This window comes from Salinarimonas soli, assembly GCF_008386575.1.
GTDB classification, from domain to species: Bacteria; Pseudomonadota; Alphaproteobacteria; order Rhizobiales; family Beijerinckiaceae; genus Salinarimonas_A; species Salinarimonas_A soli.
Window position 1 is genome coordinate 1 of the sequence record NZ_VUOA01000022.1, and the last position, 25,507, is coordinate 25,507.

The window sequence follows — 25,507 nt, forward strand, 5'->3', positions numbered from 1 at the left end:
CCGCCGTATGCCTGATGAGCATCGCTGTCCCATGCATGCTGGGGTTGGGGAGCCCGCGCCCTCGACCCGCCGACCGGACCACGCCGGATGATCATAGGGTCATATCAGGTCTGGAGGAACGTGGCGCCGCCCTCGATCGCAGCGCTTCCCGCGCGATGCCTCTCCCTGTCGGAGGCCGGGCGCACCGGCCACGGCTTGGAGCGCCTGATGAAAGAACCGACACCCAGCCACGGCGGCAAGGAACGATCGATCGTGGCCTGGTCGTGCGGACCCGGAACCTCGTACCGTCGGCCGGAGCGTGATAGAGAAACCCCCATCGACCCCCGTCGCGGCATCCCTCCTCCGGTCTCCACCGCCTCTTGTCCCAACGGCCCCGCCTCACCTATGCCGACCGCCTCGCGCGCGAGAACGCCGAGGCCCTGGAGCGTCTGCTCGCGGCGGCGCCCGATCCGTTCCCGGCGGGGGTGTGGCGGCATGCCCTGGCGCAGCGGCGCCTGCAGGCCCTGCCGTCGCGGGCGGTGGCAGCCTTCTGGCGGGCGCACCCCTTGCGGGCCGACCGGCTGGCGCGGGCGCTGGCCCAGCTCAGCGGCACGCCCGAGGGCTGGGCCTGGCGCATCGACCGCACGCGGGAGGGGTTCCTGCCCCACACCCTGCGCCTGCCGCCCATGCCCTTCCGCGAGCCCGAGCACCTGCCCGGCCCCGGCCGGTGCCAGATCTGCGGCCAGCCGGTGTTTCGCTTAGGCTGGCACCGGGACCTGTGGGGCGACGGCCGGCTGTCGCGCGGCGGCTGGCACGGCGCCTGCGTGGCGGCCTGGAACCTGTGGACGCAGCCGAGCGGGCAGGCCATGGCCCTGAAGCGCCGCCAGCGCCACCGTTGCGCACTCACGGGCAAGCGCCTCGCGCGCGGCGCCGAGATCGACCACCGGGTGCCCCTGTTCCGGGTCTGGCGCGAGGAGCGGGAGCGGCCCTGGCCGGAGCTCCTGCGTTATTGGGGCGCGCCGAACCTCCAGGTGATCAACGAGGCGGCCCACCGGGCGAAATGCGCGGCCGAGGCCGCCGAGCGGGCGCTCCCCCGCGGGCCGTGAGGCCTTCAGGCCGCCCGGCGCACCACGCCCGCGAGGCGCTCCAGGGCGGCGTCGAGGGTGGCGTCACGCTTGGCGAAGCAGAAGCGCACCACGGTTCTCACGCCTTGCGTCGCGTAGAACGCGCTCACGGGGATCGCCGCGACCCCGTGATCCACCACGAGGCGGCGGCAGAAGGCGGCGTCGTCGGTCTCGCCTAAGGGCGCGATGTCGATGTTGAGGAAGTAGGTGCCCTGGCTCGGGATCACGGTGAGGCCCAACGTGGAGAGCCCGTCGGCGAAGCGGTCGCGGGAGCGCTGAAGGTCGGCGCGCAGGGTCTCGAAATAGGCGTCGTCCTTCGCGAGCCCATAGGCCACGGCGGCCTGGAGGTTCGGCGGCGTCGTGAAGGTGAGGAACTGGTGCGCCTTGGCGAGCACCCGCATGAGGGGCGCGCTCGCGCCCACGAAGCCGACCTTCCAGCCCGTGAGGTTGAAGATCTTGCCCGCCGAGCCGATCTTGATCGTGCGCTCGCGCATGCCGGGCAGGGCCATGAGCGGCCGGTGGCGTCTTCGATCGAACACCACGTGCTCCCACACCTCGTCGCACAGCGCCACCGCGTCGTGGCGGATGCAGAACTCGGCGAGAAGCGCCAGCTGATCCTCGCCATAGACCGTGCCCGTGGGGTTGAGGGGATTGTTGAACAGGACGACGCGGGTCCTGTCCGAGAAGGCGCGCGCCAGCGCCTCCTCCGTGAGGCGGAACTCCGGCGGCTGGAGCGTGACGAAGCGCGGCACGCCGCCCGCCCGGCGGACCAGCGGCAGATAGGCGTCGTACATGGGCTCGAACAGCACGACCTCGTCGCCGGGCTCGATCAGCGCCATGAGGGCGCCCGCCAGCGCTTCCGTGGCGCCCGAGGTCACCATCACCTCCGTCTCCGCCTGGAGCTCGAGCCCTTGCCAGTGGCGGTAGTGCGCCGCGATCGCGGTGCGCAGCTCCGGCAGGCCCATCATGGGCGGGTACTGGTTCCAGCCCTCGATCACGGCTTGCGCCGCCCGCTCGCGCACGTCGAGGGGGCCCGGATCGTCGGGGAAGCCCTGGCCGAGATTCACTGCCCCCGTCTCCCGGGCGAGCTGCGACATCACCTCGAACACCGTGGTGGGCAGGTCGGCGAAGATGGGGTTCATCGGGGGGCTCCGGCGTGGCGCGGGGTCGTTAGCACAAGGTCGACGCGAGGGCATCCCCCTCTCCCTTGCGGGGAGGGGTCGGGGGTGGGAGTCGGGACGCGAGAGGTCCCGGTCCAGAACAGGGCTGTACGGACCTGCGTGCGCCCTTCCCGATGAGGAGCTCCGACTGTCCGACCCCCACCCCCGGCCTCTCCCCGCGAGGGGGAGGGGAGGCGCCTGCGGCATCTCGGCTCGGAACCGGCGGGAATCGCCGCGGATTCCCCTGCCATGTCCGACGATGTGGCTCTCCCCCCGGCCGAGAAGGCGCTTCGCCTGCACGAGCGCCTGTGCGCGGCCTATGACTGCCCGATCGGGTACTTCCACGATCTCGATCCCTTGAGCGAGCTCCTGTCCTCGCTTCTCTCGCACCGGACCCGCAACGCGGATTCGGGGCGCGCCTTCAAGGCCCTGCGGGGGCACTACCCCGACTGGACGGCGCTGCGCGATGCGCCGACCGAGGAGGTGGAGGGCCTGATCCGGGGCGTCACCTGGCCCGAGCAGAAGGCGCCCCGGCTCCAGGCCGTGCTGCGCGCGATCACGGAACGGCGCGGCGCCCTGGAGCTCGACTTCCTCGCCGACCTCCCCGTGCCCGAGGCCCGCGCCTGGCTGGAGGAGATCCCGGGCGTCGGGCCCAAGACGAGCGCGGCGGTGCTCGCCTTCAGCCGCCTGCGCCGGCGGGCCCTCCCCGTCGACAGCCACCACCACCGGGTGGCCCTGCGCACGGGGCTCCTGGCGCGGGGTATCGATGTCGGCCCCTCGCACCGTATCCTGGAGGCGCTGCTGCCTGCGGATTGGGACGCGCAGGCCGTCTACGACCACCACGAGATCCTGATGCTGCACGGCCAGCGCTGCTGCTTCGACCGCAACCCCGCCTGCCAGCGCTGCCCCGTGCTCGACCTGTGCCCCACGGGCCAGGGGCTGATCCCCGATCCGGCCGGCGCCTCGGCTCGCGACGCCAAGCGGACGGGCACGCCACGGCGCGGTCCCACGCCCCTCCACGCGGAGCGGGGACGGGGCTGACGGGCCCTAGGCGCGGTGGCAGGCGGCCTCGATCCGGTTGCCGCTCGGGTCGACGAGGAAGGCGGCGTAATAGCTCGGGTGGTAATGGGGCCGAAGCCCCGGCGGGCCGTCGTCCGTGCCCCCCGCCGCGAGCCCTGCCCGCCAGAACGCGTCGACGGAGGCGCGGTCCCGCGCCTTGAAGCACCAGTGCCGGCCGGGCGAGGGGTCGGCGGGCCCGAGGCGGATCGAGAGATAGGACCGCTCCGGGTGGGCGGCGTCGCAGCGCGCCCCGTAGCCGAGCCAGGCCGCGTCGGCGCCGGTCTTCTCGACGCCGAGCGCCGCCATCACGGCGTCGTAGAATCGCTCGGCGGGCGCGAGATCGCCCACGCTGATCGAGACGTGGTCGAGCATCGGCCCGCGCCCTAGAGCATGCTCGGCAGCACCCGGTCGGGCGGGCGGTGGCCGTCCATGAAGGTCTTGATGTTGACGATCACCTTCTCCCCCATGTCGATCCGGCTCTCGTGGGTCGCCGAGCCCATGTGGGGGAGCAGCACCACCTTGCCGGAGCGGGCGAGCTTGATGAGGCGCGGGTTCACGGCGGGCTCGTGCTCGAACACGTCGAGCCCCGCCCCGCCGATGGCGCCCGTCTCGATGAGGCGCGAGAGGGCGGTCTCGTCGATGATCTCGCCGCGCGCCGTGTTCACCACGATGGCGGTGGGCTTGAGGAGCTTCAGGCGCCGCGCCGACAGCAGGTGATAGGTGGCGGGGGTGTGGGGGCAGTTGACCGAGACCACGTCCATGCGGGCGAGCATCTGGTCGAGGCTCTCCCAATAGGTGGCCTCCAGCTCCTCCTCGATCCGCGTCGGCACCCGGCGGCGGTTGTGGTAGTGGATCGACAGGCCGAAGGCCTTGGCGCGGCGCGCCAGCGCCTGGCCGATCCGCCCCATGCCGACGATGCCGAGCCGCTTGCCGGTGATACGGTGGCCCAGCATCCAGTTGGGCGACCAGCCGCCCCACTCGTCCTCGGGAATCACCCGCGCGCCTTCCGCGACCCGGCGCGCCACGGCGAGGATCAGGGCCATGGTCATGTCGGCGGTGTCCTCGGTGAGGACGCCGGGCGTGTTCGTCACGGTGATGCCGCGCGCCAACGCCACGCCGACGTCGATGTTGTCGACGCCGTTGCCGAAATTCGCGATGAGCTTCAGGTTCGGGCCGGCTTGGGCGAGGATCGAGGCGTCGATCTCGTCCGTCACCGTGGGGACGAGCACGTCGGCGGTCTTGACCGCCTCGGCGAGCTCGGCCGCGCCGAGCGGCTTGTCCTCGTGGTTGAGGCGGGTGTCGAACAGTTCCCGCATGCGCGTCTCGACCACGTCGGGCAGGCGCCGGGTGACGACGACGACGGCTTTCTTCCTCATGGCCCAGGGGCTCCGGACGGCGATGATGATCAGGGTTTTACGGACATTTAACCCTGATGCGGCGACAGATGGGACGAGCGGCCGGCTTGCGGCCTCCGCCCCTGCTCTGTAGCAGAGGCGGCCCCAAACACAATCCGACGGGAGACCCCGATGCGCAACGGCTTGCGTCGTCTCAGGTTGGCCGGCTTGACCGCGGCCCTTCTGCTGCTCCCGATCCTTGCGGGGCCGTCTCTCGCGGCGCAGGACCTCGGGCCCGTCTCGAAGCTCCCCGTGCCCCGCTATGTCAGCCTCAAGACCGACCGGGTGAACCTGCGCGAGGGCCCCTCGAAGGACCACCGCACGACCTGGGTGTTCCAGCGCGCGGGGCTGCCCGTGGAGATCGTGGCGGAGTTCGAGACCTGGCGGCGCATCCGCGACGCGGAAGGGACGGAGGGCTGGGTGCTGCACTCGCTGTTGTCCGGCCGGCGCACCGCCCTCGTGATGCCCTGGGCCAAGAACCAGACGCAGCCCATCGCCCTTCTCGCGCGCGCCGACGAGCGCGCCGACACGGTGGCCCGCCTCCAGACCAACGTGATCGTGAACGTGCGCTCGTGCTCGGGCACTTGGTGCCGGGTCGTCGTGGTGCTGCCCGGCACCCGCGACGTGGACGGCTTCATGCGCCAGGACCGGCTGTGGGGGGTCTACCCGAACGAGAAGTTCGATTGAGCAGCGGGCTCCGCGCCTGAACCGGGGTCGCCTCGCGGGCGTTCCCCTAAGCGGAGGTGCCCATGTGCGATCAGGAGAGGAAGCCGGGCGACGAGGTCGCGCCGGGGACGCCGCAATCGGGTGAGACTCTCTGTCCGGCCTGCGGCGGCTCAGGGAGCGTGGAGAGCCGGCTCTGCGAGGCGTGCCGCGGCACAGGCACCGTCACGGCCCTGGTGGGCGACGCCTGAGGCGCCGCGCTAGGCGTTCTGGCCGACGATGCCGGCGGCGCCCCCGCGGGGGCTCAGGCCTGGCGGCGGATGCGCACGATCACGTCGACCCGGGCCACCTCGTAGCCCTCGGGCGCGCCGGGCAGATCCACGACCTTCACGTCCTCGCCGGGCATGTCGATGAGGCGCTCGTCGTCCTCGACGAAGAAGTGGTGGTGCTCGCTGGGGTTCGTGTCGAAATAGGCCTTGGCGCCGTCGACCACGAGCTGGCGCAGGAGGCCGGCTTCCGTGAACTGGTGCAGGGTGTTGTAGACGGTGGCGAGGGACACCGGCACGCGCGCGCGGGTCGCCTCCTCGTAGAGGATCTCCGCCGTGACGTGGCGGTCGCCCTTGCCGAAGAGGAGCCAGCCGAGCGACACGCGCTGGCGCGTCGGGCGCAGGCCCACGCGGCGCAGCTTGTCGCGCAGGTCCGACAGGGGGCAGCCGCGCCGCTGCGGGACGAGGCCGGGCGCGGAACGGGGAAAGGGATCGAACGAGACGGTCATATCCTGGCCGGGGAAAACCCTCGTGCGGGGCTCAAGCCACAGTGATAGGCATTGCGGGGCCCGGGTTCAACCCGGACAAACGCTGAGGCGTGGCCATTTCGCGCGCAGGCCCGCGCCGAGGCGCCTTGCGGCCCGCCGCGCGCCCTTTGATGGCCCGCGCGGCTGTGTTACCAGAGCGCGCTTCGCGCGACGCCCGTAACGTCAAGAGGACCGATCCCCGCCCATGTCCCGGCAGTCGAGTTACACCTACGAGGAGCTTCTGGCCTGCGGGCGCGGCGAGCTCTTCGGCCCCGGCAATGCCCAGCTCCCCCTTCCCCCCATGCTGATGTTCGACCGCATCACCTCCATCGAGGAGGCCGGCGGCGCGAACGGCAAGGGCGGCGTGCGGGCCGAGCTCGACATCCGCCCCGACCTCTGGTTCTTCCCCTGCCACTTCAAGGGCGATCCGGTGATGCCGGGGTGCCTGGGCGTCGACGCGCTCTGGCAGCTCACGGGCTTCTATCTGGGCTGGCTCGGCCTGCCCGGCCGGGGCCGGGCGCTCGGCGTCGGCGAGGTGAAGTTCGCCGACCAGGTGCTGCCCACCCACAAGCGGGTGGTCTACGGCGTCGACTTCAAGCGCGTCTTCAAGTCGAAGCTCGTGCTCGGCATCGCCGACGGCTGGCTCGAGGCCGACGGCCGGCGCATCTACGAGACCAAGGACATGCGGGTGGGGCTGTTCCAGCCCGAGGCGCCGGCGGCGGGCGGCTGATCGCCGGTCGCCCCACAGGACAGACGGCGGCGGCAGCCGCGCATCAGGAGAGAACGCCATGAGACGCGTCGTCGTCACCGGCATGGGCATCGTGTCCTCGATCGGCAACAACACTCAAGAAGTGCTGGCTTCCTTGCGCGAGGCCCGCTCCGGCATCGTGCGGGCGGAGGACTACGAGCGGCTCGGCTTCCGCTGCCAGGTCCACGGCGCCCCGACCCTCAACCCCGAGGAGACGCTGGATCGGCGTGCCATGCGCTTCCATGCGGGCGGCACCGCCTGGAACCACGTCGCCATGGATCAGGCGATCCGCGACGCGGGGCTGGAGGAGGGCGACATCTCCAACGAGCGCACGGGGATCATCATGGGCTCCGGCGGGCCCTCGACCCGGGTCGTGGTGGAATCGGCCGAGATCGCCCGGACCAAGGGCCCGAAGCGCGTCGGCCCCTTCGCGGTGCCCAAGGCCATGTCCTCGACCGCCTCGGCGACGCTCGCCACCTGGTTCAAGATCAAGGGCGTGAACTACTCGATCTCCTCGGCCTGCGCGACGTCGAACCATTGCATCGGCAACGCCTACGAGATGATCCAGTACGGCAAGCAGGACGTGATGTTCGCCGGCGGCTGCGAGGAGCTCGACTGGACACTCTCCGTCCTCTTCGACGCCATGGGCGCCATGTCCTCGAAATACAACGACCGCCCGGCCACCGCGTCCCGCGCCTATGACGTGAACCGCGACGGCTTCGTCATCGCGGGGGGCGCGGGCGTGCTGGTGCTGGAGGAATACGAGAGGGCCAAGGCGCGCGGCGCCCGGATCCTCGCCGAGATCGCCGGCTACGGCGCCACCTCCGACGGCCACGACATGGTCGCGCCGTCGGGCGAGGGCGCGGTGCGCTGCATGCGCATGGCGCTCCAGGGCGTCGGCCCGAAGGTCGACTACATCAACCCGCACGCCACCTCGACGCCGGTGGGCGACGAGAAGGAGATCGAGGCGATCCGCGAGGTGTTCGGCGCCGGCGACAAGTGCCCGCCGATCTCGGCCACGAAGTCGCTTACGGGCCACTCGCTCGGCGCCACGGGCGTCCAGGAGGCGATCTACTCGCTTCTCATGATGAACAACGGCTTCATCTGCGAGAGCGCCAACATCGAGGAGCTCGACCCGATGTTCGCCGATATGCCGATCGTGAGGAAGCGCGTCGACGACGCACGGCTCGGCTGCGTGCTCTCGAATTCCTTCGGCTTCGGCGGCACCAACGCCACCATCGTCATGAAGCACGTCGACGCCTGACGTCGCGACAACATAAGGGGGCTCCCGTGGCCGGACTGATGCAGGGGAAGCGCGGGCTCATCATGGGCGTCGCGAACGATCACTCCATCGCCTGGGGCATCGCCCGGGTGCTGGCCGAGCACGGGGCCGAGCTCGCCTTCACCTATCAGGGCGAGGCGCTCGGCAAGCGCGTCGCGCCGCTGGCGAAGTCGGTGGGATCGGAGCTCGTCGTCCCCTGCGACGTGGAGGACGTCGCCTCCGTAGACGCCGCCTTTGCGCGCCTGGACGAAGCCTGGGACGGGCTCGACTTCGTGGTCCACGCTATCGGCTTCTCCGACAAGTCGCAGCTCAAGGGCCGCTATGTCGACGTCACCACCCGGGACAACTTCACCCGCACCATGGTGATCTCCGCCTTCTCCTTCACGGAGGTAGCCCAGCGCGCGGCCAAGCGCATGAAGGCGGGGGGCTCGCTCCTGACGCTCACCTATGGCGGCTCGACCCGGGTCATGCCGAACTACAACGTCATGGGCGTGGCGAAGGCCGCGCTGGAGGCGAGCATGCGCTACCTCGCCAACGATCTCGGCCCCGAGGGCATCCGCGTCAACGCCATCTCGGCGGGGCCCGTACGTACGCTCGCCGGCGCCGGCATCGCGGACGCCCGCCTCATGTTCAGCCACCAGAAGGTGAACGCCCCCTTGCGGCGCACGGTGAGCATCGAGGAGATCGGCGGCTCGGCGCTCTACCTCCTGTCGAACCTGTCGGGGGGCGTCACGGGCGAGATCCACTACGTGGATTCGGGCTACAACATCATCTCCATGCCCCGCCCGGACCTGCTGAAGGCGCAGGACGCGGCCGGCGTGACGGGCGAGGACTGAGCGGCGGGCCGCTCCCGATCGATCCCACGGCGGGGTGCCTGGCTCCGAGGCCCGCCGGGGCTGCAGGTCTGCGCTGCGCATCCCCGATCGAACATCCTGCCCCGCTGGCGCGTTGACCTTTCGTTCCGGCCCCTCCGGCCGGGTGAAAGGCGCCCGTGCTCGATACCGTCACCCTGTCCCGTGCCGTCACCCGCATCGCCGGTCGCGATCCGCGGGACGGGAACGGCGTGCGGCTCCTGCGGGACGCGGCCGAGAACTATCCGGCGTGGCTCGAGGCGATCCGGGGCGCGCGCCATTACGTCCATTTCGAGAACTTCATCGTCGCCGACGACCGCGCCGGCCGGCTCTTCGCCGACGCCCTCATGGAACGGGCGCGCGCCGGGGTGCCGGTGCGGGTGCTCTACGACTGGCTCGGCTGCACCGGCCGCTCGGGCGCAGGCTTCTGGACCGAGCTCATCGAGGCGGGGGTGGATGTCCGCGTCTTCAACCCGTTGCGCCTCTCCGCCCCGCTCTGGATCCGGCGCGACCACCGCAAGGTCATCGTGGTCGACGGCACCACGGCCTTCGTCTCAGGATTATGCGTCTCCACCGACTGGACGGGCTCGGAGGACGGCGCGACCGCGCCCTGGCGCGACACGGGCGTCGCGATCCAGGGCCCCGCGGCGGCGGACGTGGACGCGGCCTTCGCCGAGACCTGGGCGCTGTGCGGCGAGCCTCTGCCCGCCGACGAGCGCCCCGACGCCGACTTCGTGGATCCCGTCGGCAGCGTGCCCGTGCGCGTGGTGGCCGGGCGGCCGGGGGAGCTTGGCACCTACCGCCTCGATCTCCTCATGGCGGCCTCGGCCCGCAAGCGCCTGTGGCTCACCGACGCCTACATGATGCCGACCCCCGCCTATGTCCGGGCCCTGTCGGAGGCCGCCCGCGACGGGGTCGACGTGCGGCTCCTGGTGCCGGGGTCGAGCGACGTGCCCTTCCTGCAGCCCTTCGTGCGCATGGGCTACCGTCCGCTCATCGACGCGGGCGTGCGGGTCTTCGAGTGGAACGGCTCCATGCTCCACGCCAAGACCGCCGTCATCGACGGCCGCTGGTCGCGGGTGGGCTCGACCAACCTCAACATGACGAGCTGGTTCACCAACTGGGAGATCGACGTCGCCGTCGAGGACGCCGGCTTCGCGGCCGGGATGGAGGCGATGTACATGGACGACCTCGCCAACGCCACGGAGGTGGTGGCGACGGGCCGTCCCCGGGAGCGGATTTCCCGCCAGGCCAGGAGCGGGCGCCCCGTCGGGCGCGCGGCGCGCCGCTTCGCCACGGGCGCCATCGGCCTTGGCGCCACGGTGGGAGCCGCGCTCTCGGGCTCGCGCTCGCTCACCGCCATGGAGGCCCGCTCCATCGCCCCCGTGGGGCTGGCGCTGCTGGCCCTCGCGGCGCTCGTGACGATCTTCCCCTTCCTCCTCGTCTCGCCCCTCGTCATCTGGCTCGTCTGGACCGCAGCGGCCCTGATGGGCCGCGCCTGGCGCTCCCGGCTCCCCCGCCGCGCCCACGAGCGCCGCTGGTGGCAGGTCGCCGGGCGCAGGCCTGAGCCGGTGACGGTGGCGCGGGAGAGAGAGCGGGAGAGGGGCTAGGCGGCGTCGCGGGGCCGGTTCCCCGCGACGATCGTCAGGCCCGGAGCGCTCAGGCGGCCTTCGCCCGTACCCAGCCCGCCACCGTCTCGCCTAGCGTCGTCGCCCCGCGGCGGGCCTCGCCCTCGCCCGAGAAGCCGATTTGGCCGCCCGCGATGCCGTCATACATCTCGGCGAGCAGATCGGCGAAGGCGGCGCCGACCCCCGCGTCGCGCAGGATCCCCGTCCAGGCCTCCCGCGGCGGCTCGACTGCCTTCACCGGACGGCCGAGGGCGGCGCTCATGGCCGCCGCCGCGTCCTCCGCCGAATAGTCCTGCGGACCGGACAGCTCGACGATGGCCGGCGCGCCGCCCCCGGTCAGGAGGTCGGCCGCCACGCGCCCGATATCCGCCGTCGCCACCATGGCGCGCTTGCGCTCGGGGGAGCCGAGCATGGTCGGCAGGATCCCCTGCGCGGCCGCAAGATCGAGGACCGCGCGCCAGTTGTCCTGGAAATAGGCGGCGCGCAGGAAGGTGAGCCGCGGCGCGGCCCCCGCCAGAATCTCCTCCGCCCGGTGCAGGCCCCTGATCGGGCCCGTGCCGGCGGGCAGGTGGGCGCCCTCGGACGACAGGAAGACGAGACGCTCCAGCCCGGCCCGCTGCACGGCGGTACGCACGGCCTGCGCGACGGCCACATAGCTCCCGACCGGATCCGGATGCGCGGGCTGGGGCGGGGCCAGGAGGTAGGCGCCCTGCGCGCCGGCCAGCGCCCGCTCCAGGCTCGCCGCGTCCGCGATGTCGCCCGCGACGACCTCGACTCCGCGCGCCGCCCAGGCGGCGGCCCGCGACGGATCGCGGACGAAGGCCCGCACCCGATGCCCCGCCGCGAGCAGCGCGCCCGCCGCTGCCCCGCCCGTCTGACCCGTGATTCCTGCGATGACGAACATGATGATCTCCTTCGAGCGCCCTTGACCGGGCGCCATAGGATGGAGGTAGGCTCGCCAGAACCATGCGGCCAATGCATTGATGGCATTCAAACCATGCGCGAAGTGAACCTACGCGGCCTCGACTTGAACCTCCTGGTCCTGCTCGACCACCTCATCGACCACCGCAACATCACGCGTGCGGCGGCGGCGGCCAACATGAGCCAGCCCGCCATGAGCCGGGCGCTCGGTCGCCTGCGGGGCACGCTCGGCGACCCCATCCTGGCCCGCGGAGCGGACGGGCTGGTGCCGACGCCGCGCGCGCTCCTGCTCCAGCCCGCTCTCAAGCGCGTGCTCGCCGAGATCACGGGCCTCGTCTCGCCGGGGGTCTTCGATCCGGCCACCTGGCAGGGCGAGATCCGGATGGCGGCGACCGACCACCAGACCATCCTGCTGCTGCCCGACCTCGTGGCGCGCCTGTCGCGGGAGGCCCCACGCCTCGACGTCCGGGTCGTACCCTTCCTCGCCGCGATGCTCGACGAGCTGCGCGACGGGCGCATCCATCTCAGCTTCGGCATCGCCGAGCAGGCCCTGCCGGCGGGCTTGCGCTGCGAGCCGCTCTATCGCGACGCCTTCGTGACCCTGCTGCGGCGCGGCCATCCGGCGGCCGAGGACTGGACGCTGGAGCGCTTCGCGGGGCTCGACCATGTTCTCGTGACGGTTCTCGGCGACGGGCGCGGCGTCCTCGACGAGGATCTGGCCCGGCTCGGGTTCCGGCGGCGGGTCGCCCTGCGCCTGCCGCACTTCTACGCCGCCATGGCGGTCGTGGCACGCAGCGACCATGTCGTCACGCTGCCGCGCACCCTCGCCATGCGCTTCGCGCAGGGCGTCGACCTCATCGCCCTGCCACCGCCCTTCGCACGGGCTCCCTTCACCCCGACGCTGATCTGGCCGGAGGCCCTCGACGCCGATCCCGGCATGGCCTGGCTTCGCCGGACGGTGCGGGAGGAGGCCCTGCGCATTCCGGGCGTCATGCCCCTGTGAGGGGGCTAGTCGTCGAGCGTCCCGTCCCCGTCGATCACCCGCCGCGCCACGTCGAAGGAGAACCCGCCCCGGGCGAGGGCGCCGAGGTCCCGGTCGCGGTGCTCGGCGCGGTCCTTCACCCGGAAGGGGCCGATGCGCTTGCGGCGGGCGAGCGCCAGGGCGGCGGTCGCGTCGTCGGTATCGTGGGCATCGAGGGCGGTGTCGATGAGCTCGCGGTCGAGGCCCTTGGCGGCGAGCTTCATGGCGATCCCTCGGGCCGAGCCGCCGCGCCGCCGCAGGGCCGCGACCCGCCCCTCCGCATAGACCTTGTCGTCCACGTAGCCCCCGGACACGGCGCGGCGGATCACCTCGTCGACGAGGGGCATCACCTCCGCCGGATCCTCGTCCCGCTCCCGGCAGCGCCGCTCCACCTTGCGCACGAGCACGCGGCGCAGGTTCTCCGCCGAGGAGGCGTAGCGCTCCAGATAATAGAGCGCCGCCCGCTCGAGATAGGCGAGGGTGACGGGTTTCGGGGGTTTGCGGGCGGGGGCGTCGGGCTTCATCGTATGGGACAGGTGGCCCCTCCCGGGGTGGCGGCGCAAGGGGGCAGGGCAGGAGGGAGGACAGGGCAGGAGGGAGGGCAGGGCAGGAGGGAGGGCAGGGCTCCTGCGGCATCCCGTCGGCGCTGCAACGAACCGCGGCTGCGCCGGTTGAATAGATCAGGTGCAGGGTTGCTGCGGGTGGTGGCGTGATCGAGCGGCTTCTCAGACGGTTGCGGCGCAAGGAGGTGATCTACACCCTGCTCGCGGTCGGGCTCGCGCTGGGCGCGGCCGTGGCGTGGGTCGGATATCGCTACGTGTCGCGTCCCGCGATCATGACCGTGGCGGTTGGCCCCGGGGACGGGGTGGAGGCCAAGGTTCTCAACGCTTTCGCTCAGGCGCTACGCGAGCAGGACAAGGACGTCCGCCTCACCGTCGTCCCCGTGGACGACGTGCGGGCGAGCGCGACGGCGCTCCAGGACAAGCGCGTCGATCTCGCCCTCGTGCGCCCGGACGTGATGCTGCCTGTGAACGGGCTGACCGTCGCGGTCCTGCGCGAGGAGGCCATCATCCTGCTGGCGCCCACCGCGTCGGGCATCGAGGAGGTGCCGAACCTCTCCGGCAAGCGGCTCGGCGTGGTGACCCGCCACGAGGCGGACCTGCCGGCCCTGGAGCTGATGCTGCGCCAATACGATCTTGCCCCGCCCGCCGTGACCCTCGTGCCGCTGGCGCAGAACGGCGTCGAGGAGGCGCTGCGGGCCAAGCGCGTCGATGCCGTGGCGGTGGTGGCGGCCCCCGTGAGCCAGGAGGCGGCGGCCGTGCTGCGGGCCGTCGCGGCGGCCGCGAACCGCAAGGTCACCGTCATCCCCGTCGACGAGGCCGAGGCCATCGCGCTGCGCACCCCGGCGCTCGGCGAGGTCACGATCCCGCCGGGCGGCCTGGGCGGGCGCCCGCGCCAGCCCGAGGAGGAGGTGAAGAGCGTCGGCATCTCCTACCGCCTCATGGCCCGCGCCGACCTCGACCGGGGTCCCGTCTCGAAGGTGGCGCAGCACCTCTTCCAGCTGCGCTCGCGCATCGCCCGCGACGTGCCGGCCGTGAACCTCATGAAGGCCCCCGACACGGACACCGCCACGAGCGCCGCGCTCCCCAACCACCAGGGCGCCATCGACTATTTCAACCGCGAGCAGCTCTCCTTCATGGACCGCTACGGCGATCTCGTCTGGATGGTGCTGTTCTTCGGCGGCAGTCTCACCTCGGGGCTGGCCTGGCTCGCCCGCCTCTTCGTGCGCAAGCGCCGCGAGCTCGTCGACGAGGTGCTGGACCGCCTCATGTGCATCCTTTCCGAGGCGCGGGAGACGAGCGATCCGGCGGCCCTGGAGAACCTCGCCGTCGAGGTGGACCGCCTCGTCACCCACGCGATCCGCTATGCCCGCCACCGCACCACGGGCACCCGCACCACCACGGCCCTCATCCTCGCCATCGACAGCGCCCGCGCAGCCATCGCCGACCGCCGCATCCAGATCGAGGGCGCCGCCCGCCGGGGCGCCGAGCCCCGGGCCCGCCGGGCCGCGATCTCGTGAGCGGGCGTCGCGGGCGCTAGAGCCCCTCCGCCCGGGGACGACGCCCCGCTTCCGTTGCGGTAAGCCCGGGGGTAGAACAGGGGGGACAAGCGGGGCACGAAGCATGGGACGGGACCAGACGCCGCCGGCGCCGCGCGAGGTGGAGCTGAAGCTCGAGACCGACGAGGCGGGCCTCGCGGCGCTTCGGGCCCATCCGGCTTTCGAGGGCGCGGCCGTGAAGGCGCTGCACGCGACCTATTTCGACACGCCCGACCGCGAGCTGCGCAAGGCGGGGATCTCCCTGCGCGTCCGCCGCTCGGGCGACCGGCGCATCCAGACCGTCAAGGCCGGCGGCCGGGCCGGCGCCGGCCTGTTCGACCGGGACGAGTGGGAGCGGGACGTGACGGGCGACCAGCCGGACCTGTCGGGGCTCGACGACGGCCCCGTCGGGGATCTCCTGGCGGATGTTGCGGGGCGCATCGCGCCCGCCTTCACGGTGCACGTCGAGCGCACCACCGCCGAGGTGGCGCGGGGCGAGGCCGCAGCAGAAGTGACCCTCGACGAGGGCGTGGTCGAGGCGGGCGGGCGGGAGGAGCCCGTCGCCGAGGTCGAGATCGAGCTCCGGCACGGCACGGTGGCGGACCTGTTCGCGATCGCCCGGCGCCTGAGCGAGGCGGCGCCCCTGCGGCTCGGGATCCGGACCAAGGCGGATCGGGGCTACGCGCTTCTCGCGGGCAAGCCCCCGAAGGGGGTGAAGAGCCCCGCGCCGCACGTGACGCCCGGCATGAGCGCGGGCGAGGGCTTCCAGGCCATCGCCCGGGGATGCCTCGCCCATCTCCTGCGCAACGAGCCGGCGCTGCGGCTCGCCCGCGACCCCGACGCCGTGCACCAGATGCGGGTCGCCATGCGCCGCCTGCGGGCCGCGATCTCGCTCCACAAGCCGATCCTCGCGGACGAGCGGCGGGATGCCGTGGCGGCGGAGGTGAAATGGGCCGCGAGCGAGCTCGGCGACGCCCGCGATCTCGACGTGTTCATCGCCCGCACCCTCCAGCCCGCCCTCAAGGCCAATCCCGACGAGGAGGATCTCGCGGGCTTCCTGCAGCGCCTGGAGGGCGAGCGCGCGCGGGCCTACGAGCGCGCGCTCGCGGCGTTGCGATCCCCCCGCTTTCGCGCCATGCTCCTCGACCTCGCCGAATGGGTCGAGGCCGGTCCATGGCTCGACGGGGAGGACGAGGCGCGCGACGGGCCCGTGGAGACCTTCGCGGCGGGGCTCCTGGGGCGGCGCGCCAAGCGGCTCGTGAAGCGGGGCGCCCGGCTCGCCGACATGGAGCCCGAGCCGCGCCACGAGCTGCGCATCGCGGTGAAGAAGCTGCGCTACGCCGTGGAGTTCTTCACCCCCGCCTTCGAGGGCCGCAAGGCGGCCCGGCGCGCCAAGGCATATCTGGGCGCCCTGGAGCGTCTCCAGGAGCATCTGGGCGACCTCAACGACCTCGCGGTCGGCCGCGCCCGCCTCGCGGGCGAGCCCCACGCCTCCCGCCTCGACCCGCTGCTCTTCGGCCGCGTCGACGAGAGCCGCATGCTCGCCGAGGCCGTCGACGCCCACGACGACCTCGCCGACGCCCGCCGGTTCTGGACCTGACGGGAGCGGCCGGGACCGGTAAGCGACGGGCCGCGCCTTCCCCCTCCCCCTTGCGGGGAGGGGTTAGGGGTGGGGGTCGCAAAGTCGGAGCTGGCGGGGAGGCGGGGAGCACGCAGGCTGCTACAGGCCCGTTCTTCAACGGGATCTCTCGCGTCCCGCCCCCCACCCCCGACCCTTTCCCGCAAGGGGGAGGGGCGCGCGGCGGCGTTCGTGCCGGCCTCAGCCCTTGGCGTGGGCGGCGAGCTGGGCGTTGGTGCGCTCGAGGCGGGCGGCGAGCTCGCGCATGACGGCAATGGCGAGCTGGGGGAACTGGGCCAGGAGTTCCAGGAACACGCCCCGGTCGATGCGAAGCGCCACGGTGGGACCCGCCGCCACCACGGAGGCCGAGCGGGGGCTGTCGGCGAGGATCCCCATCTCGCCCACGAGCGCGTCGGGACCGAGCTCCGCCACGTCGATCTCCCCCTCGCCGGCGTCGAGCACCACGCGGGCGGCGCCCGACAGGATCACGTAGGCCGCGTCCGCCACGTCCCCCTGCTGGAAGAAGCGCTGGCCGGGGCCGAACTGGACGCGCTCGCTCGTGAAGGCGAGGAGCCGCAGCCGCGAGGGGTCGACCTCCCGGAACATCGGGATCTGCCGCAGGCTCTGGACCTCCGTCTCAAGGGTCATCGGCACGGGCAGTCCCCCCACAAGCTCCCACACGACACCCTTTGTAGGCGCGGCGCGCGCCCCGGGCAATCGCCCCGCCTCTGCCCCCTTTCGCGCCCGCCCGCATGGTTTAGGGTGGGGCCAGCATCAGGGGAGGACGCCAGTGAATCAGATCGACCTCAACGGCCACGTCGCCATCGTGACCGGCGGCGCGCAGGGCATCGGGCGGGCGGTGGTGGAGCGCTTCGTCGCGTCGGGCGCGACGGTGGAGATCTGGGATCTGGACGGGGACCTCGCGGCCCAGGCCGCGGCCGACATCGGCGGCACGGTCCACGCCCGCGCCGTGGACGTGACGAACGCCGAGGAGACGATGGCGGCCGCGAAGGCCGTGGAAACCGCGCACGGGCCGATCGACATCCTCGTGACGAGCGCGGGCGTCGCGGGGCCCAATGCCCGGATGTGGGAATACCCCCTCGACGCCTGGTCGCAGATCATGCGCATCAACGTCGACGGCACGTTCCATTGCTGCCGGGCGGTGGTGCCGAGCATGCTGGCGCAGGGCTACGGGCGCATCGTCACCGTGGCCTCGGTGGCCGGCAAGGAGGGCAACCCCAACGCCTCAGCCTATTCGGCCTCGAAGGCGGCGGTGATCGCGCTCACGAAGTCGCTCGGCAAGGAGCTTGCGGCGCACGACATCGCGGTCAACACCATCACGCCGGCCGCCGCACGCACCCGGATCTTCGACCAGATGAGCCAGGAGCACATCGACTACATGCTCTCCAAGATCCCCCGCGCCCGCTTCGTCGAGCCCCGCGAGATCGCCGCCATGGTGGCCTGGCTCGCCTCGCCGGAGATCACCTTCACGACGGGTGCGGTGTTCGACCTGTCGGGGGGACGGGCGACGTATTGAGGGGCTGGCAGCGCCGGGCGGCGGCCCTCTCCCACATCCCCAAGGAGATCCCTGGAACGCTCCTCGATGCACCTCCGTATGAGGCCCATGGCGTCTCCCCTCTCGCATGGGGAGAGGAATGCACGAAGTGCCAGGGGGTGAGGGGTTGGACGCTGATCCAGAAGGTTCCCAACCCCCTCATGCTGAGGTGCGAGCCAAGGGCGAGCCTCGAAGCACGCACCATGCTTGCCACAGCCGTCCGGAGACCCCTGGAGCGCCCTTCGAGGCCCTGCTGCGCAGGGCACCTCAGAGCCTGACCCGAAAGGGTTCGCACCTGTCCCCCCTCATGCTGAGGCGCGAGCGGAGCGAGCCTCGAAGTACGCACCACCCGCGTGAGCCGGAGGGAGATCCCTGGATCGCCCTTCGGGGCCCGCCTGCGGCGGGCACCTCAGGACGAGGACGGAGGGTAGGCCGTACTCATGAGCCAGCCTCTCAGGACGAGGGTGAGGATGGGAGTAGCCGGGGCTTGCTGAGTGCGAGGGCCGCCCTCCCCCTCACGCCCCGAGGTGGAACACCCGGTGGGGGACCAGCTCGCCGCGCTCGATGAAGCCCACCGCGACGAGGATGCCGCCCAAGGTGGCATAGGCCTGGCCGTCGAGGGGCGCGTCGCGGCCGCGCAGGATGATGGACTGGCCGCGCATCAGGCGCCCGGCGCCGTCGCGGGAGACGGGGATGGCCGGGATCGCGTCGAGGGCGGATTGGACGGGGTGGAGCATGCGGGCGAGCTCGCCCGGCGCCTCGGCCGAGAGATCGCGAAGGGTCTCGACCGACACGGCGTCTGCTTCCGTGAAGGGGCCGACCCGGGTGCGCCGCAGCGTCGCGACGTGGCCGTAGCAGCCCAGCGCCCGGCCGATGTCGCGGGCGATGGCGCGCACATAGGTGCCCTTGCCGCACTCGGCCTCGAACACGGAGCGCCCGTCCTCGTGGGCGACCAGCGCCAGGCGGTCGATCTCGACCTGGCGCGGCTGGAGCTCCACCACCTCGCCGTCGCGGGCAAGGTCGTAGGCGCGCTCGCCCTGGATCTTGATGGCGGAGAAGCGCGGCGGCACCTGCTGGATCGCCCCCGTGAAGCGGGGGAGCAGGGCCTCGATTGCCGCGGGGTCCGGGCGAAGCTCCGACTGCGCCACGACCCGGCCCTCGCCGTCGTCCGTGTCGGTCTCGACGCCCCAGGCCACGGTGAAGCGGTAGGCCTTGCGGCCGTCCATGACGAAGGGCACCGTCTTCGTCGCCTCGCCGAGCGCGAGCGGCAGGATGCCGGACGCCAGCGGGTCGAGGGTGCCGGCATGGCCCGCCTTCTTGGCCGAGAAGGCGCGCTTCACCACCGCGACCGCATGGGTCGAGGTCATGCCGAGCCCCTTGTCCAGGATCACCCAGCCGTTGACCTCGCGCTTGCGGGGGCGCTCGGGGCGGGGGGCTTGGGCAGAGGCCGGACGGGTGTTTGCGTCGTCGTTGAAGTCGGACATCGTCACCCAGCTGTTGTAGCGCGAACGAAGAATGCAGCCGTCTTGGCTACGGACTCAGAGGGCATCGGTCTGTTCTGGTTCGTCTTGCGAAACCCGTTCGCCTTCATCATCTGCGTGACGACGTAGCCGGCCTGGATCGTCGCCTCGTAGGTTTTCGCGTAATCGTCGCCCATCTGTGAGACGAGGAGCGGCTCCACTCCTGCAAGGGCCGGGAGGCCCTGTTCGGTCGCAAGTATGCCGGCCATACGTCCCTCCGGCGAATAGATGATGGCGGTCATCTGCCGACCGATCGGGCTGTCGAGCTTGAGGCCGGTAGGGGCGTCGTACGGGAGGCCGAGAGCCTCGATCTGAGCGACTAAGGCCCGGGCGTTCACCCAAACGCGATGGCGCTCAAGATGGCTCAACGCTCGAAGCTGATCGTCACTCAGCGTCATTGTCGTCCTCGTCGGCCCGGGCCACGTCGCGCTGCACCTTCTCCGAGCGCAGGAGCGCGTCGATGCGGGCCGCCTCGTCGAAGCTCTCGTCGCGGCGGAAGCGCAGGTCGGGGGCGAATTTCAGGTTCACGCGGCGCGCCACCTCGGTGCGCAGCACCTTCTTGTGACGGTCGAGCGCCTCCAGCACGGGGCGCTCGTCCTTGCCGCCGAGCGGCATGACGTAGGCGGTCGCGAGCTTGAGGTCAGGCGACATGCGCACCTCGGGCACCGTCACGACGTGGGTCGCCAGGACGGGGTCGGAGATGTCGCCGCGCTGGAGCACCTCGGCGAGCGCATGGCGCACGAGCTCGGCGACGCGCTGCTGGCGCTGCGAGGGGCCGGAGGGGGTGTCGGTACGTTTGGCCATGGCTGTCCTCCGGGATCGAACCGGATCAACGCGGCTGGGCCCGGCTGGTTGAGCCGGCCCGCGACGGATTTCACGGGTGGGAACGGACGCGCGAGCGGGTCGCGCGTCCGCCAAAAGGGGGCTCGGGTGCGGCGCCGCGCCTTACAGCGTGCGGCGCACCTCCTCGACCCGGTAGCACTCGATGACGTCGCCGGCGCGCATGTCCTGGTAGGTCTCGAAGGCCATGCCGCATTCCTGGCCGGCCACCACCTCGCGCGCGTCGTCCTTGAAGCGCTTGAGCTGCGAGAGCTTGCCCTCGTGGATGACGACGTTGTCGCGGATGAGGCGGACGCTTGCGCCCCGTTCCACCCGGCCGTCGAGGACGCGGCAGCCCGCGACCTTGCCGACCTTCGACACGTTGAACACCTCGAGGATCTGCGCCTCGCCCAGACGCTCCTCGCGCAGGGTCGGCGCGAGCAGGCCCGACATCGCCGCCTTCACGTCATCCACGAGGTCGTAGATGATGTTGTAGTAGCGGATCTCGACGCCTGCCCGCTCGGCGGCCTCGCGGGCCTCCTTGTGGGCGCGGACGTTGAAGCCCACCACCACGGCGCCGGACGCGCCGGCGAGCGTGATGTCGGACTCGGTGATGCCGCCGACGCCCGCGTGCAGGACGCGCGCCGCCACCTCGTCGGTGCCGAGCTTGTCCAGCGCGCCGCTGATCGCCTCGACGGAGCCCTGCACGTCGCCCTTGATGACGAGGTTGAACTCCTTGCGGCCGGCGCTCTCCTTGAGGTCGCGCATCATCTCGGCGAGCGTGCGGCCCGCCGCGGCGCCGCCGCGGGCGGCCTGGCGCTCGCGCTTCACCCGCGACCGGTACTCGGTGATCTCGCGGGCGCGCGCCTCGGACTCGACCACCGCGACGCGGTCGCCGGCCTCCGGCGTGCCGTTGAAGCCCAGCACCTCGACGGGGACCGAGGGACCGGCCTCCTTCACCATGCCGCCCTGGTCGTTGACCAGCGCGCGCACGCGGCCGAACTCGGCGCCCGCCACGACGATGTCGCCGGGGCGCAAGGTGCCGCGCTGGACGAGCACGGTGGCCACGGGGCCGCGGCCGCGATCGAGCTTCGCCTCGATCACGGTGCCTTCCGCCGAGCGTCCGGCGTCCACCCGCAGGTCGAGGATCTCGGCCTGGAGCTGGAGGCCCTCGAGCAGGGTCTCGAGACCCGTGCGCTTGAGCGCCGAGACCTCGAACTCGAGCGTGTCGCCGCCCAGCGACTCCACCACGATCTCGTGCTGGAGCAGCTCGGTGCGCACCCGCTGCGGGTCGGCGTTGGGCTTGTCGATCTTGTTGACCGCGACGATGAGGGGCACCCCCGCCGCCTTGGCGTGAGCGACGGCCTCCGCCGTCTGGGGCATGACGCCGTCGTCGGCCGCCACCACGAGCACCACGATGTCCGTGACCTTCGCGCCGCGGGCGCGCATGGCCGTGAACGCCGCGTGGCCGGGCGTGTCGATGAAGGTGATCTTGCCGCCGAGCGGCGAGGTCACCTGGTAGGCGCCGATATGCTGCGTGATGCCGCCGGCCTCGCCGGAGACCACGTTCGTCTGGCGGATGGCGTCGAGGAGCGAGGTCTTGCCGTGGTCGACGTGGCCCATGATGGTCACGACGGGCGGGCGGGAGACCAGGTTCTCGGCGTCCATGTCGGGCGTGTCGAACAGGCCCTCCTCGACGTCGGACTCCGCCACGCGGCGCACCGTGTGGCCGAGCTCCTCGGCGACGAGCTGCGCCGTGTCGGCGTCGATGACGTCCGTGATCTTGTGCATCTGGCCCTGCTTCATCAGCAGGCGGATGACGTCGACGCCGCGCTCCGACATGCGGTTCGCGAGCTCCTGGATCGTGATCGTCTCGGGGATGATCACGTCACGGGTGATCTTTTCCTTAGCCTCCTGCTGGCCGCGGCCGAGCAGGCGCTGGTTGCGGCGGCGGAAGGCGGCGAGCGAGCGGGTGCGCTCGTCGTCGCCGGCCAGCGCGTTCGTGACCGTGAGGCGGCCGCGGCGCTTGTCGTCGCCCGCGCCCTTGGTGGGCTTCGGCACGGCGGCGGGCTTGATCGGCAGGCCGAGGCGACGCGGCGCGGCGCGCGCCTCGTCGTCGCCGGCTCCGGCCGGACGGGCGGCCGCGGGCCGCGCGCCCGCCGGGGTGGCGGCAGCGGCGGGAGCCGGGGTAGCGCTGGGCTCGGGCTTCGGCGGCGGGGCCGGACGGGCCATGCTGTCGAGGCTCGGCGGGCGCCGGTTGCCCGGCATCACGCCGTCCGAGGCGGCCGGACGCGGCGCCGGGATGGGAGCCGGACGGGACAGGGTCGTGGGCCGCGACGGGGCCGGGGCCGCGGGACGGGGGCTTGCGGGAGCGGCGGCGCGGGGCGCCTGGCCGCGGCTCGCCTCGTCGCCGAGGCGGCGGCGGGCCTCGTCCTCGGCGCGGCGCTTGCGCTCGTCCTCCTGACGGCGGCGCTCGTCCTCCTCGCGCTTGCGCGCCTCGGCGGCGTCGCGCTCGCGGCGCTCGGCCTCGTCGCGCTCGGTGCGGCGGCGGGCTTCGTCCTCCTGGCGGCGGCGCTCGTCCTCCTCGCGCTTGCGGGCGTCGACGAGGGCGGCGGCGCGGGCGTCGCGCTCCTGCTCGGAGAGGGTGCGCAGCACCACGCCCGATCCCGAGCGGGCGGAGGCCGGCTGGCGCGGAGCGGCGCCTTGCGGCGAGGCGGCGCGGGGGGCGGGAGCCGGGGGCGCGGCGGGGGCCGGAGCAGCCGGCTTCGGGGCCGGCGGCGGCGCCGCGACCTCCTTGCCGCCCGGTCCGATGACGCGACGCTTCACCGTCTCGACGACCACGGATTTCGTGCGGCCGTGCGAGAAGCTCTGGCGCACCGTTCCCTGCTCGACCGGGCGCTTGATCGTCAGCGTCTTGTTGGGCGACATATGGAGAGTCTTGTCGCCCGGGGTCTTCTGATCACTCATTCCGCTCTGGTTCCTGCGGGTTCGATGTCGTCGGTCCGGCCGTCTCCCGGGGAGGCGGCCTCGAAGGCGTCGGTGGCACGATAAATGCGCAGCCGCCGCCAGCGCGTGAGAAGTCCTCCGCTCCCAGCGCCCGCGACGAGAGCCGCATGTATCACATGGGAACGGCCTAAAGCCAAATCCAAATCGTCACCGGCGACGTCGTCGATGACAGGTATGCGCCCGGCGCCGTCGCCGAAGCGGCGGCGCAAGGCCGCCTGAAGCTTGCGGCGGCTGTCCTCGGCCGCCTCCGCCGCGTGGACGAGGGCGGCGATCCCGCCCCCGCCGATCTCGGCTTCCACCTTCGCGAAGCCCGTCACCACCGCGCCCGCCTTCTTGGCGAGCGAGAAGCCCTGGCGCAGGTCCCGGTAGAGCGCCACGTCGATCTCCTCGGGGAGCGTCGGCGAGGCCTTCGCCTCCGCCTTGAGCCCCTTCGAGAACGCCCGGCGCCGCACGGCCAGCGCGACCGTCTCGCGGTTGGCCGTCACCCAGACCCCCCGGCCCGGCAGCTTCTCATTCAGGTCCGCCACGACCCGACCCTCGGGGTCGAGCACGAAGCGGATCATCTCGTGCGGCGGCCGCACCGTGCGCGTCACGATGCAGGTCCGCTGCGGCTCGTGGCGCGGCATGGTCCGGACCTCCTCGCGGGCTCCCGATCAGGTCGGGTGAGCCTCCGTCTCGGCCTCGGCCTCGGCCTCGATCTCCTCGGCGGCGGGCTCCGGCGCCTCGATCCAGCCCGCCTTGACGCGGGCCGCCATGATCATGCCCTCGGCGTCGGCGCGCGAGATGCCGAACTCGTCCAGCACGCCCTTGTGCCGCACCGCCTCGGGGCCGCGCCCCTCGGTCCAGCCCGCGAGCTCGTCGGTGTCGCAGCCCGCGAGGTCCTCGACGGTCTTGATGCCGTTCTCCCCGAAGGCGACGAGCATCGGCGTCGTGACGCCGTCGACCTCCTTGACCTCGTCGGCGACGCCGAGCTCCTGGCGCTTGGCCTCGAACTCGGCCTCGATGCGGGCCAGGTGATCCTCGGCGCGCCGCTGGATCTCGGACGCCGTCTCCTCGTCGAAGCCCTCGATCGTCGCGAGCTCGGCGGGGTCGACGAAGGCGAGCTCCTCGACGGAGCGGAAGCCCTCGGAGGCGAGCAGCTGGCCCACCACCTCGTCGACGTCGAGCGCGTTCATGAAGATCTCGGTGCGCTCGTTGAATTCCTTCTGGCGACGCTCCGACTCCTCGGCCTCCGTGAGGATGTCGATGTCCCAGCCCGTGAGCTGGGAGGCGAGCCGCACGTTCTGGCCGCGCCGCCCGATCGCAAGGGATAGTTGGTCATCCGGGACCACGACTTCAATACGCTCCGAGTCCTCGTCGAGCACGACCTTCACGACCTCGGCCGGCTGGAGGGCGTTCACGATGAAGGTGGCGGGGTCGGGGGACCAGGGGATGATGTCGATCTTCTCGCCCTGGAGCTCGCCCACCACGGCCTGGACGCGCGAGCCCCGCATGCCGACGCAGGCGCCCACCGGATCGATGGAGGAATCGCGGGAGATCACGGCGATCTTGGCGCGCGAGCCCGGATCGCGGGCGACCGCCTTCACCTCGACGACGCCGTCGTAGATCTCGGGCACCTCCTGGCCGAAGAGCTTCGCCATGAACTGGGGGTGCGTGCGCGACAGGAAGATCTGCGGGCCGCGGGTCTCCCGGCGCACGTCGAACAGATAGGCCCGGACGCGGTCGCCGGGGCGGAAGGTCTCGCGGGGGATGAGCTCGTCGCGGCGCACGATGCCCTCGCCGCGGCCCAGGTCCACGATCACGTTGCCGTACTCGACCCGCTTGATGAGGCCGTTGACGATGTCGCCGATGCGGTCCTTGTACTCCTGGTACTGGCGGTCGCGCTCGGCGTCGCGCACCTTCTGGACGATCACCTGCTTGGCCGACTGGGCCGCGATGCGGCCGAAATCGAAGGGGGGCAGGGTGTCGGCGATGGAATCGCCCACCTGCGCGGCCGGATTGTGCCGGCGGGCGTCGTTGAGGGAGATCTCGACGGCGGTGTTCTCCACCTTGTCCACCACGAGGAGGTGGCGGGCGAGCCGCAGCTCGCCGGTCTTGGGGTGGATCTCGGCGTGGATGTCGGTCTCGGCCCCGTAGCGGGAGCGCGCCGCCTTGGCGATCGCGTCCTCCATGGCGGCAAGCACGATCTGACGATCGATCACCTTCTCGCGCGCGACCGCATCGGCGATCTGCAAGAGCTCGAGCCTGTTGGCGCTGACAGCCATCGGG

The 25,507-nt window shown here is 72.1% G+C and carries 25 protein-coding genes; 12 read left to right on the plus strand and 13 right to left on the minus strand.

The annotated features are described in order from the left end of the window. Positions 1 to 359 precede the first annotated feature (359 nt). Positions 360 to 1,085: a hypothetical protein gene (locus tag F0L46_RS12370; protein ID WP_149817936.1), complete on the plus strand. Its 726-nt coding sequence runs from the start codon at positions 360 to 362 to the stop codon at positions 1,083 to 1,085. Positions 1,086 to 1,090: 5 nt separating this feature from the next. On the opposite strand, the gene F0L46_RS12375 is transcribed toward F0L46_RS12370, so the two are convergent. Beyond that, positions 1,091 to 2,245 carry an aminotransferase gene (locus F0L46_RS12375; protein WP_149817938.1) on the minus strand — a complete coding sequence of 385 codons (1,155 nt, stop codon included), beginning with the start codon at positions 2,243 to 2,245 and terminating at the stop codon, positions 1,091 to 1,093. A 267-nt stretch (positions 2,246 to 2,512) separates the two neighbouring features. Between F0L46_RS12375 and F0L46_RS12380 the strand changes: the two genes are divergently transcribed. Next, on the plus strand, positions 2,513 to 3,304 hold the full coding sequence (locus tag F0L46_RS12380) for an endonuclease III domain-containing protein (RefSeq protein ID WP_149817940.1): 792 nt from the start codon (positions 2,513 to 2,515) through the stop codon (positions 3,302 to 3,304). Positions 3,305 to 3,310: 6 nt separating this feature from the next. Here the strand turns inward: F0L46_RS12380 and F0L46_RS12385 are convergent, their stop codons facing one another. Then, positions 3,311 to 3,694 carry a VOC family protein gene (locus tag F0L46_RS12385; protein ID WP_149817942.1) on the minus strand — a complete coding sequence of 128 codons (384 nt, stop codon included), beginning with the start codon at positions 3,692 to 3,694 and terminating at the stop codon, positions 3,311 to 3,313. Between the two features lie 11 nt (positions 3,695 to 3,705). Next, complete coding sequence (locus tag F0L46_RS12390; protein ID WP_149817944.1) at positions 3,706 to 4,698, minus strand: 2-hydroxyacid dehydrogenase; 993 nt, start codon at positions 4,696 to 4,698, stop codon at positions 3,706 to 3,708. Between the two features lie 150 nt (positions 4,699 to 4,848). Here F0L46_RS12390 and F0L46_RS12395 point away from each other — a divergent pair, with 150 nt between their 5' ends. Both F0L46_RS12395 and F0L46_RS26175 read left to right on the plus strand, forming a co-directional pair. Further along, positions 4,849 to 5,403 (plus strand): SH3 domain-containing protein, encoded by a 555-nt coding sequence (locus F0L46_RS12395; protein ID WP_149817946.1) that lies wholly within the window; start codon positions 4,849 to 4,851, stop codon positions 5,401 to 5,403. 62 nt (positions 5,404 to 5,465) lie between these two features. Further along, on the plus strand, positions 5,466 to 5,630 hold the full coding sequence (locus F0L46_RS26175) for a hypothetical protein (RefSeq protein WP_188311945.1): 165 nt from the start codon (positions 5,466 to 5,468) through the stop codon (positions 5,628 to 5,630). A 53-nt stretch (positions 5,631 to 5,683) separates the two neighbouring features. On the opposite strand, the gene irrA is transcribed toward F0L46_RS26175, so the two are convergent. Continuing rightward, a complete protein-coding gene (gene irrA / locus F0L46_RS12400) occupies positions 5,684 to 6,154 on the minus strand; it encodes an iron response transcriptional regulator IrrA (protein ID WP_149817948.1) in 471 nt (156 codons plus the stop codon). A 223-nt stretch (positions 6,155 to 6,377) separates the two neighbouring features. Between irrA and fabA the strand changes: the two genes are divergently transcribed. The 4 genes from fabA to F0L46_RS12420 all read left to right on the plus strand — a co-directional run bounded on the left by fabA (position 6,378) and on the right by F0L46_RS12420 (position 10,663). After that, positions 6,378 to 6,902 (plus strand): 3-hydroxyacyl-[acyl-carrier-protein] dehydratase FabA, encoded by a 525-nt coding sequence (gene fabA / locus F0L46_RS12405; RefSeq protein ID WP_149817950.1) that lies wholly within the window; start codon positions 6,378 to 6,380, stop codon positions 6,900 to 6,902. A gap of 58 nt (positions 6,903 to 6,960) precedes the next feature. Beyond that, positions 6,961 to 8,184: a beta-ketoacyl-ACP synthase I gene (fabB, locus tag F0L46_RS12410; protein ID WP_149817952.1), complete on the plus strand. Its 1,224-nt coding sequence runs from the start codon at positions 6,961 to 6,963 to the stop codon at positions 8,182 to 8,184. A gap of 26 nt (positions 8,185 to 8,210) precedes the next feature. Then, complete coding sequence (gene fabI / locus F0L46_RS12415) at positions 8,211 to 9,038, plus strand: enoyl-ACP reductase FabI (RefSeq protein WP_149817954.1); 828 nt, start codon at positions 8,211 to 8,213, stop codon at positions 9,036 to 9,038. Positions 9,039 to 9,193: 155 nt separating this feature from the next. Next, on the plus strand, positions 9,194 to 10,663 hold the full coding sequence (locus F0L46_RS12420) for a phospholipase D-like domain-containing protein (protein WP_149817956.1): 1,470 nt from the start codon (positions 9,194 to 9,196) through the stop codon (positions 10,661 to 10,663). Between the two features lie 49 nt (positions 10,664 to 10,712). Here F0L46_RS12420 and F0L46_RS12425 read toward each other — a convergent pair whose 3' ends face one another. Further along, positions 10,713 to 11,585, minus strand: coding sequence for an NmrA family NAD(P)-binding protein (locus F0L46_RS12425; RefSeq protein ID WP_188311946.1), 873 nt, complete (start codon positions 11,583 to 11,585; stop codon positions 10,713 to 10,715). Between the two features lie 93 nt (positions 11,586 to 11,678). Between F0L46_RS12425 and F0L46_RS12430 the strand changes: the two genes are divergently transcribed. Beyond that, positions 11,679 to 12,605 (plus strand): LysR family transcriptional regulator, encoded by a 927-nt coding sequence (locus F0L46_RS12430; RefSeq protein WP_188311947.1) that lies wholly within the window; start codon positions 11,679 to 11,681, stop codon positions 12,603 to 12,605. A gap of 5 nt (positions 12,606 to 12,610) precedes the next feature. Here the strand turns inward: F0L46_RS12430 and F0L46_RS12435 are convergent, their stop codons facing one another. Continuing rightward, positions 12,611 to 13,147 (minus strand): regulatory protein RecX, encoded by a 537-nt coding sequence (locus tag F0L46_RS12435; protein ID WP_149817961.1) that lies wholly within the window; start codon positions 13,145 to 13,147, stop codon positions 12,611 to 12,613. A 185-nt stretch (positions 13,148 to 13,332) separates the two neighbouring features. Between F0L46_RS12435 and F0L46_RS12440 the strand changes: the two genes are divergently transcribed. Further along, positions 13,333 to 14,703 (plus strand): TAXI family TRAP transporter solute-binding subunit, encoded by a 1,371-nt coding sequence (locus tag F0L46_RS12440; protein WP_240539976.1) that lies wholly within the window; start codon positions 13,333 to 13,335, stop codon positions 14,701 to 14,703. A gap of 103 nt (positions 14,704 to 14,806) precedes the next feature. After that, positions 14,807 to 16,321, plus strand: coding sequence for a CYTH and CHAD domain-containing protein (locus F0L46_RS12445; RefSeq protein WP_188311948.1), 1,515 nt, complete (start codon positions 14,807 to 14,809; stop codon positions 16,319 to 16,321). 219 nt (positions 16,322 to 16,540) lie between these two features. Here F0L46_RS12445 and F0L46_RS12450 read toward each other — a convergent pair whose 3' ends face one another. Further along, the gene (locus F0L46_RS12450) at positions 16,541 to 16,987 is read right to left on the minus strand and encodes a Crp/Fnr family transcriptional regulator (protein ID WP_149818208.1); all 447 of its coding nucleotides are present in this window, start codon (positions 16,985 to 16,987) and stop codon (positions 16,541 to 16,543) included. Between the two features lie 142 nt (positions 16,988 to 17,129). On the opposite strand from F0L46_RS12450, the gene F0L46_RS12455 reads away from it, so the two are divergent. Continuing rightward, positions 17,130 to 17,876, plus strand: a complete 747-nt coding sequence (locus F0L46_RS12455) for an SDR family NAD(P)-dependent oxidoreductase (protein ID WP_149817965.1) — start codon at positions 17,130 to 17,132, stop codon at positions 17,874 to 17,876. Between the two features lie 533 nt (positions 17,877 to 18,409). Here the strand turns inward: F0L46_RS12455 and truB are convergent. The 6 genes from truB to nusA all read right to left on the minus strand — a co-directional run bounded on the left by truB (position 18,410) and on the right by nusA (position 25,503). Then, entirely contained in the window at positions 18,410 to 19,378 is a 969-nt protein-coding gene (truB, locus tag F0L46_RS12460) for a tRNA pseudouridine(55) synthase TruB (protein WP_149817967.1), read from the minus strand. Between the two features lie 2 nt (positions 19,379 to 19,380). After that, a complete protein-coding gene (locus F0L46_RS12465; RefSeq protein ID WP_149817969.1) occupies positions 19,381 to 19,812 on the minus strand; it encodes a hypothetical protein in 432 nt (143 codons plus the stop codon). Beyond that, the gene (rbfA, locus tag F0L46_RS12470; protein ID WP_149817971.1) at positions 19,799 to 20,218 is read right to left on the minus strand and encodes a 30S ribosome-binding factor RbfA; all 420 of its coding nucleotides are present in this window, start codon (positions 20,216 to 20,218) and stop codon (positions 19,799 to 19,801) included. The genes F0L46_RS12465 and rbfA overlap by 14 nt, the downstream gene beginning before the upstream one ends. A gap of 141 nt (positions 20,219 to 20,359) precedes the next feature. Further along, positions 20,360 to 23,161, minus strand: a complete 2,802-nt coding sequence (gene infB, locus F0L46_RS12475) for a translation initiation factor IF-2 (RefSeq protein WP_438646675.1) — start codon at positions 23,159 to 23,161, stop codon at positions 20,360 to 20,362. Between the two features lie 35 nt (positions 23,162 to 23,196). Further along, positions 23,197 to 23,865, minus strand: coding sequence for an RNA-binding protein (locus F0L46_RS12480; RefSeq protein ID WP_149817975.1), 669 nt, complete (start codon positions 23,863 to 23,865; stop codon positions 23,197 to 23,199). A gap of 27 nt (positions 23,866 to 23,892) precedes the next feature. Further along, positions 23,893 to 25,503: a transcription termination factor NusA gene (gene nusA, locus F0L46_RS12485; RefSeq protein WP_149817977.1), complete on the minus strand. Its 1,611-nt coding sequence runs from the start codon at positions 25,501 to 25,503 to the stop codon at positions 23,893 to 23,895. Positions 25,504 to 25,507 lie beyond the last annotated feature (4 nt).

Excerpts from the sequence above, each read along its gene's own strand:
- F0L46_RS12375 (WP_149817938.1), bottom strand. The coding sequence starts at position 2,245 with ATGAACCCCATCTTCGCCGACCTGCCCACCACGGTGTTCGAGGTGATG.
- F0L46_RS12380 (WP_149817940.1), top strand. The coding sequence starts at position 2,513 with ATGTCCGACGATGTGGCTCTCCCCCCGGCCGAGAAGGCGCTTCGCCTG.
- F0L46_RS12385 (WP_149817942.1), bottom strand. The coding sequence starts at position 3,694 with ATGCTCGACCACGTCTCGATCAGCGTGGGCGATCTCGCGCCCGCCGAG.
- F0L46_RS12390 (WP_149817944.1), bottom strand. The coding sequence starts at position 4,698 with ATGAGGAAGAAAGCCGTCGTCGTCGTCACCCGGCGCCTGCCCGACGTG.
- F0L46_RS12395 (WP_149817946.1), top strand. The coding sequence starts at position 4,849 with ATGCGCAACGGCTTGCGTCGTCTCAGGTTGGCCGGCTTGACCGCGGCC.
- F0L46_RS26175 (WP_188311945.1), top strand. The coding sequence starts at position 5,466 with ATGTGCGATCAGGAGAGGAAGCCGGGCGACGAGGTCGCGCCGGGGACG.
- irrA (WP_149817948.1), bottom strand. The coding sequence starts at position 6,154 with ATGACCGTCTCGTTCGATCCCTTTCCCCGTTCCGCGCCCGGCCTCGTC.
- fabA (WP_149817950.1), top strand. The coding sequence starts at position 6,378 with ATGTCCCGGCAGTCGAGTTACACCTACGAGGAGCTTCTGGCCTGCGGG.
- fabB (WP_149817952.1), top strand. The coding sequence starts at position 6,961 with ATGAGACGCGTCGTCGTCACCGGCATGGGCATCGTGTCCTCGATCGGC.
- F0L46_RS12425 (WP_188311946.1), bottom strand. The coding sequence starts at position 11,585 with ATGTTCGTCATCGCAGGAATCACGGGTCAGACGGGCGGGGCAGCGGCG.
- F0L46_RS12430 (WP_188311947.1), top strand. The coding sequence starts at position 11,679 with ATGCGCGAAGTGAACCTACGCGGCCTCGACTTGAACCTCCTGGTCCTG.
- F0L46_RS12435 (WP_149817961.1), bottom strand. The coding sequence starts at position 13,147 with ATGAAGCCCGACGCCCCCGCCCGCAAACCCCCGAAACCCGTCACCCTC.
- F0L46_RS12445 (WP_188311948.1), top strand. The coding sequence starts at position 14,807 with ATGGGACGGGACCAGACGCCGCCGGCGCCGCGCGAGGTGGAGCTGAAG.
- F0L46_RS12450 (WP_149818208.1), bottom strand. The coding sequence starts at position 16,987 with ATGACCCTTGAGACGGAGGTCCAGAGCCTGCGGCAGATCCCGATGTTC.
- truB (WP_149817967.1), bottom strand. The coding sequence starts at position 19,378 with ATGTCCGACTTCAACGACGACGCAAACACCCGTCCGGCCTCTGCCCAA.
- F0L46_RS12465 (WP_149817969.1), bottom strand. The coding sequence starts at position 19,812 with ATGACGCTGAGTGACGATCAGCTTCGAGCGTTGAGCCATCTTGAGCGC.
- rbfA (WP_149817971.1), bottom strand. The coding sequence starts at position 20,218 with ATGGCCAAACGTACCGACACCCCCTCCGGCCCCTCGCAGCGCCAGCAG.
- infB (WP_438646675.1), bottom strand. The coding sequence starts at position 23,161 with ATGTCGCCCAACAAGACGCTGACGATCAAGCGCCCGGTCGAGCAGGGA.
- F0L46_RS12480 (WP_149817975.1), bottom strand. The coding sequence starts at position 23,865 with ATGCCGCGCCACGAGCCGCAGCGGACCTGCATCGTGACGCGCACGGTG.
- nusA (WP_149817977.1), bottom strand. The coding sequence starts at position 25,503 with ATGGCTGTCAGCGCCAACAGGCTCGAGCTCTTGCAGATCGCCGATGCG.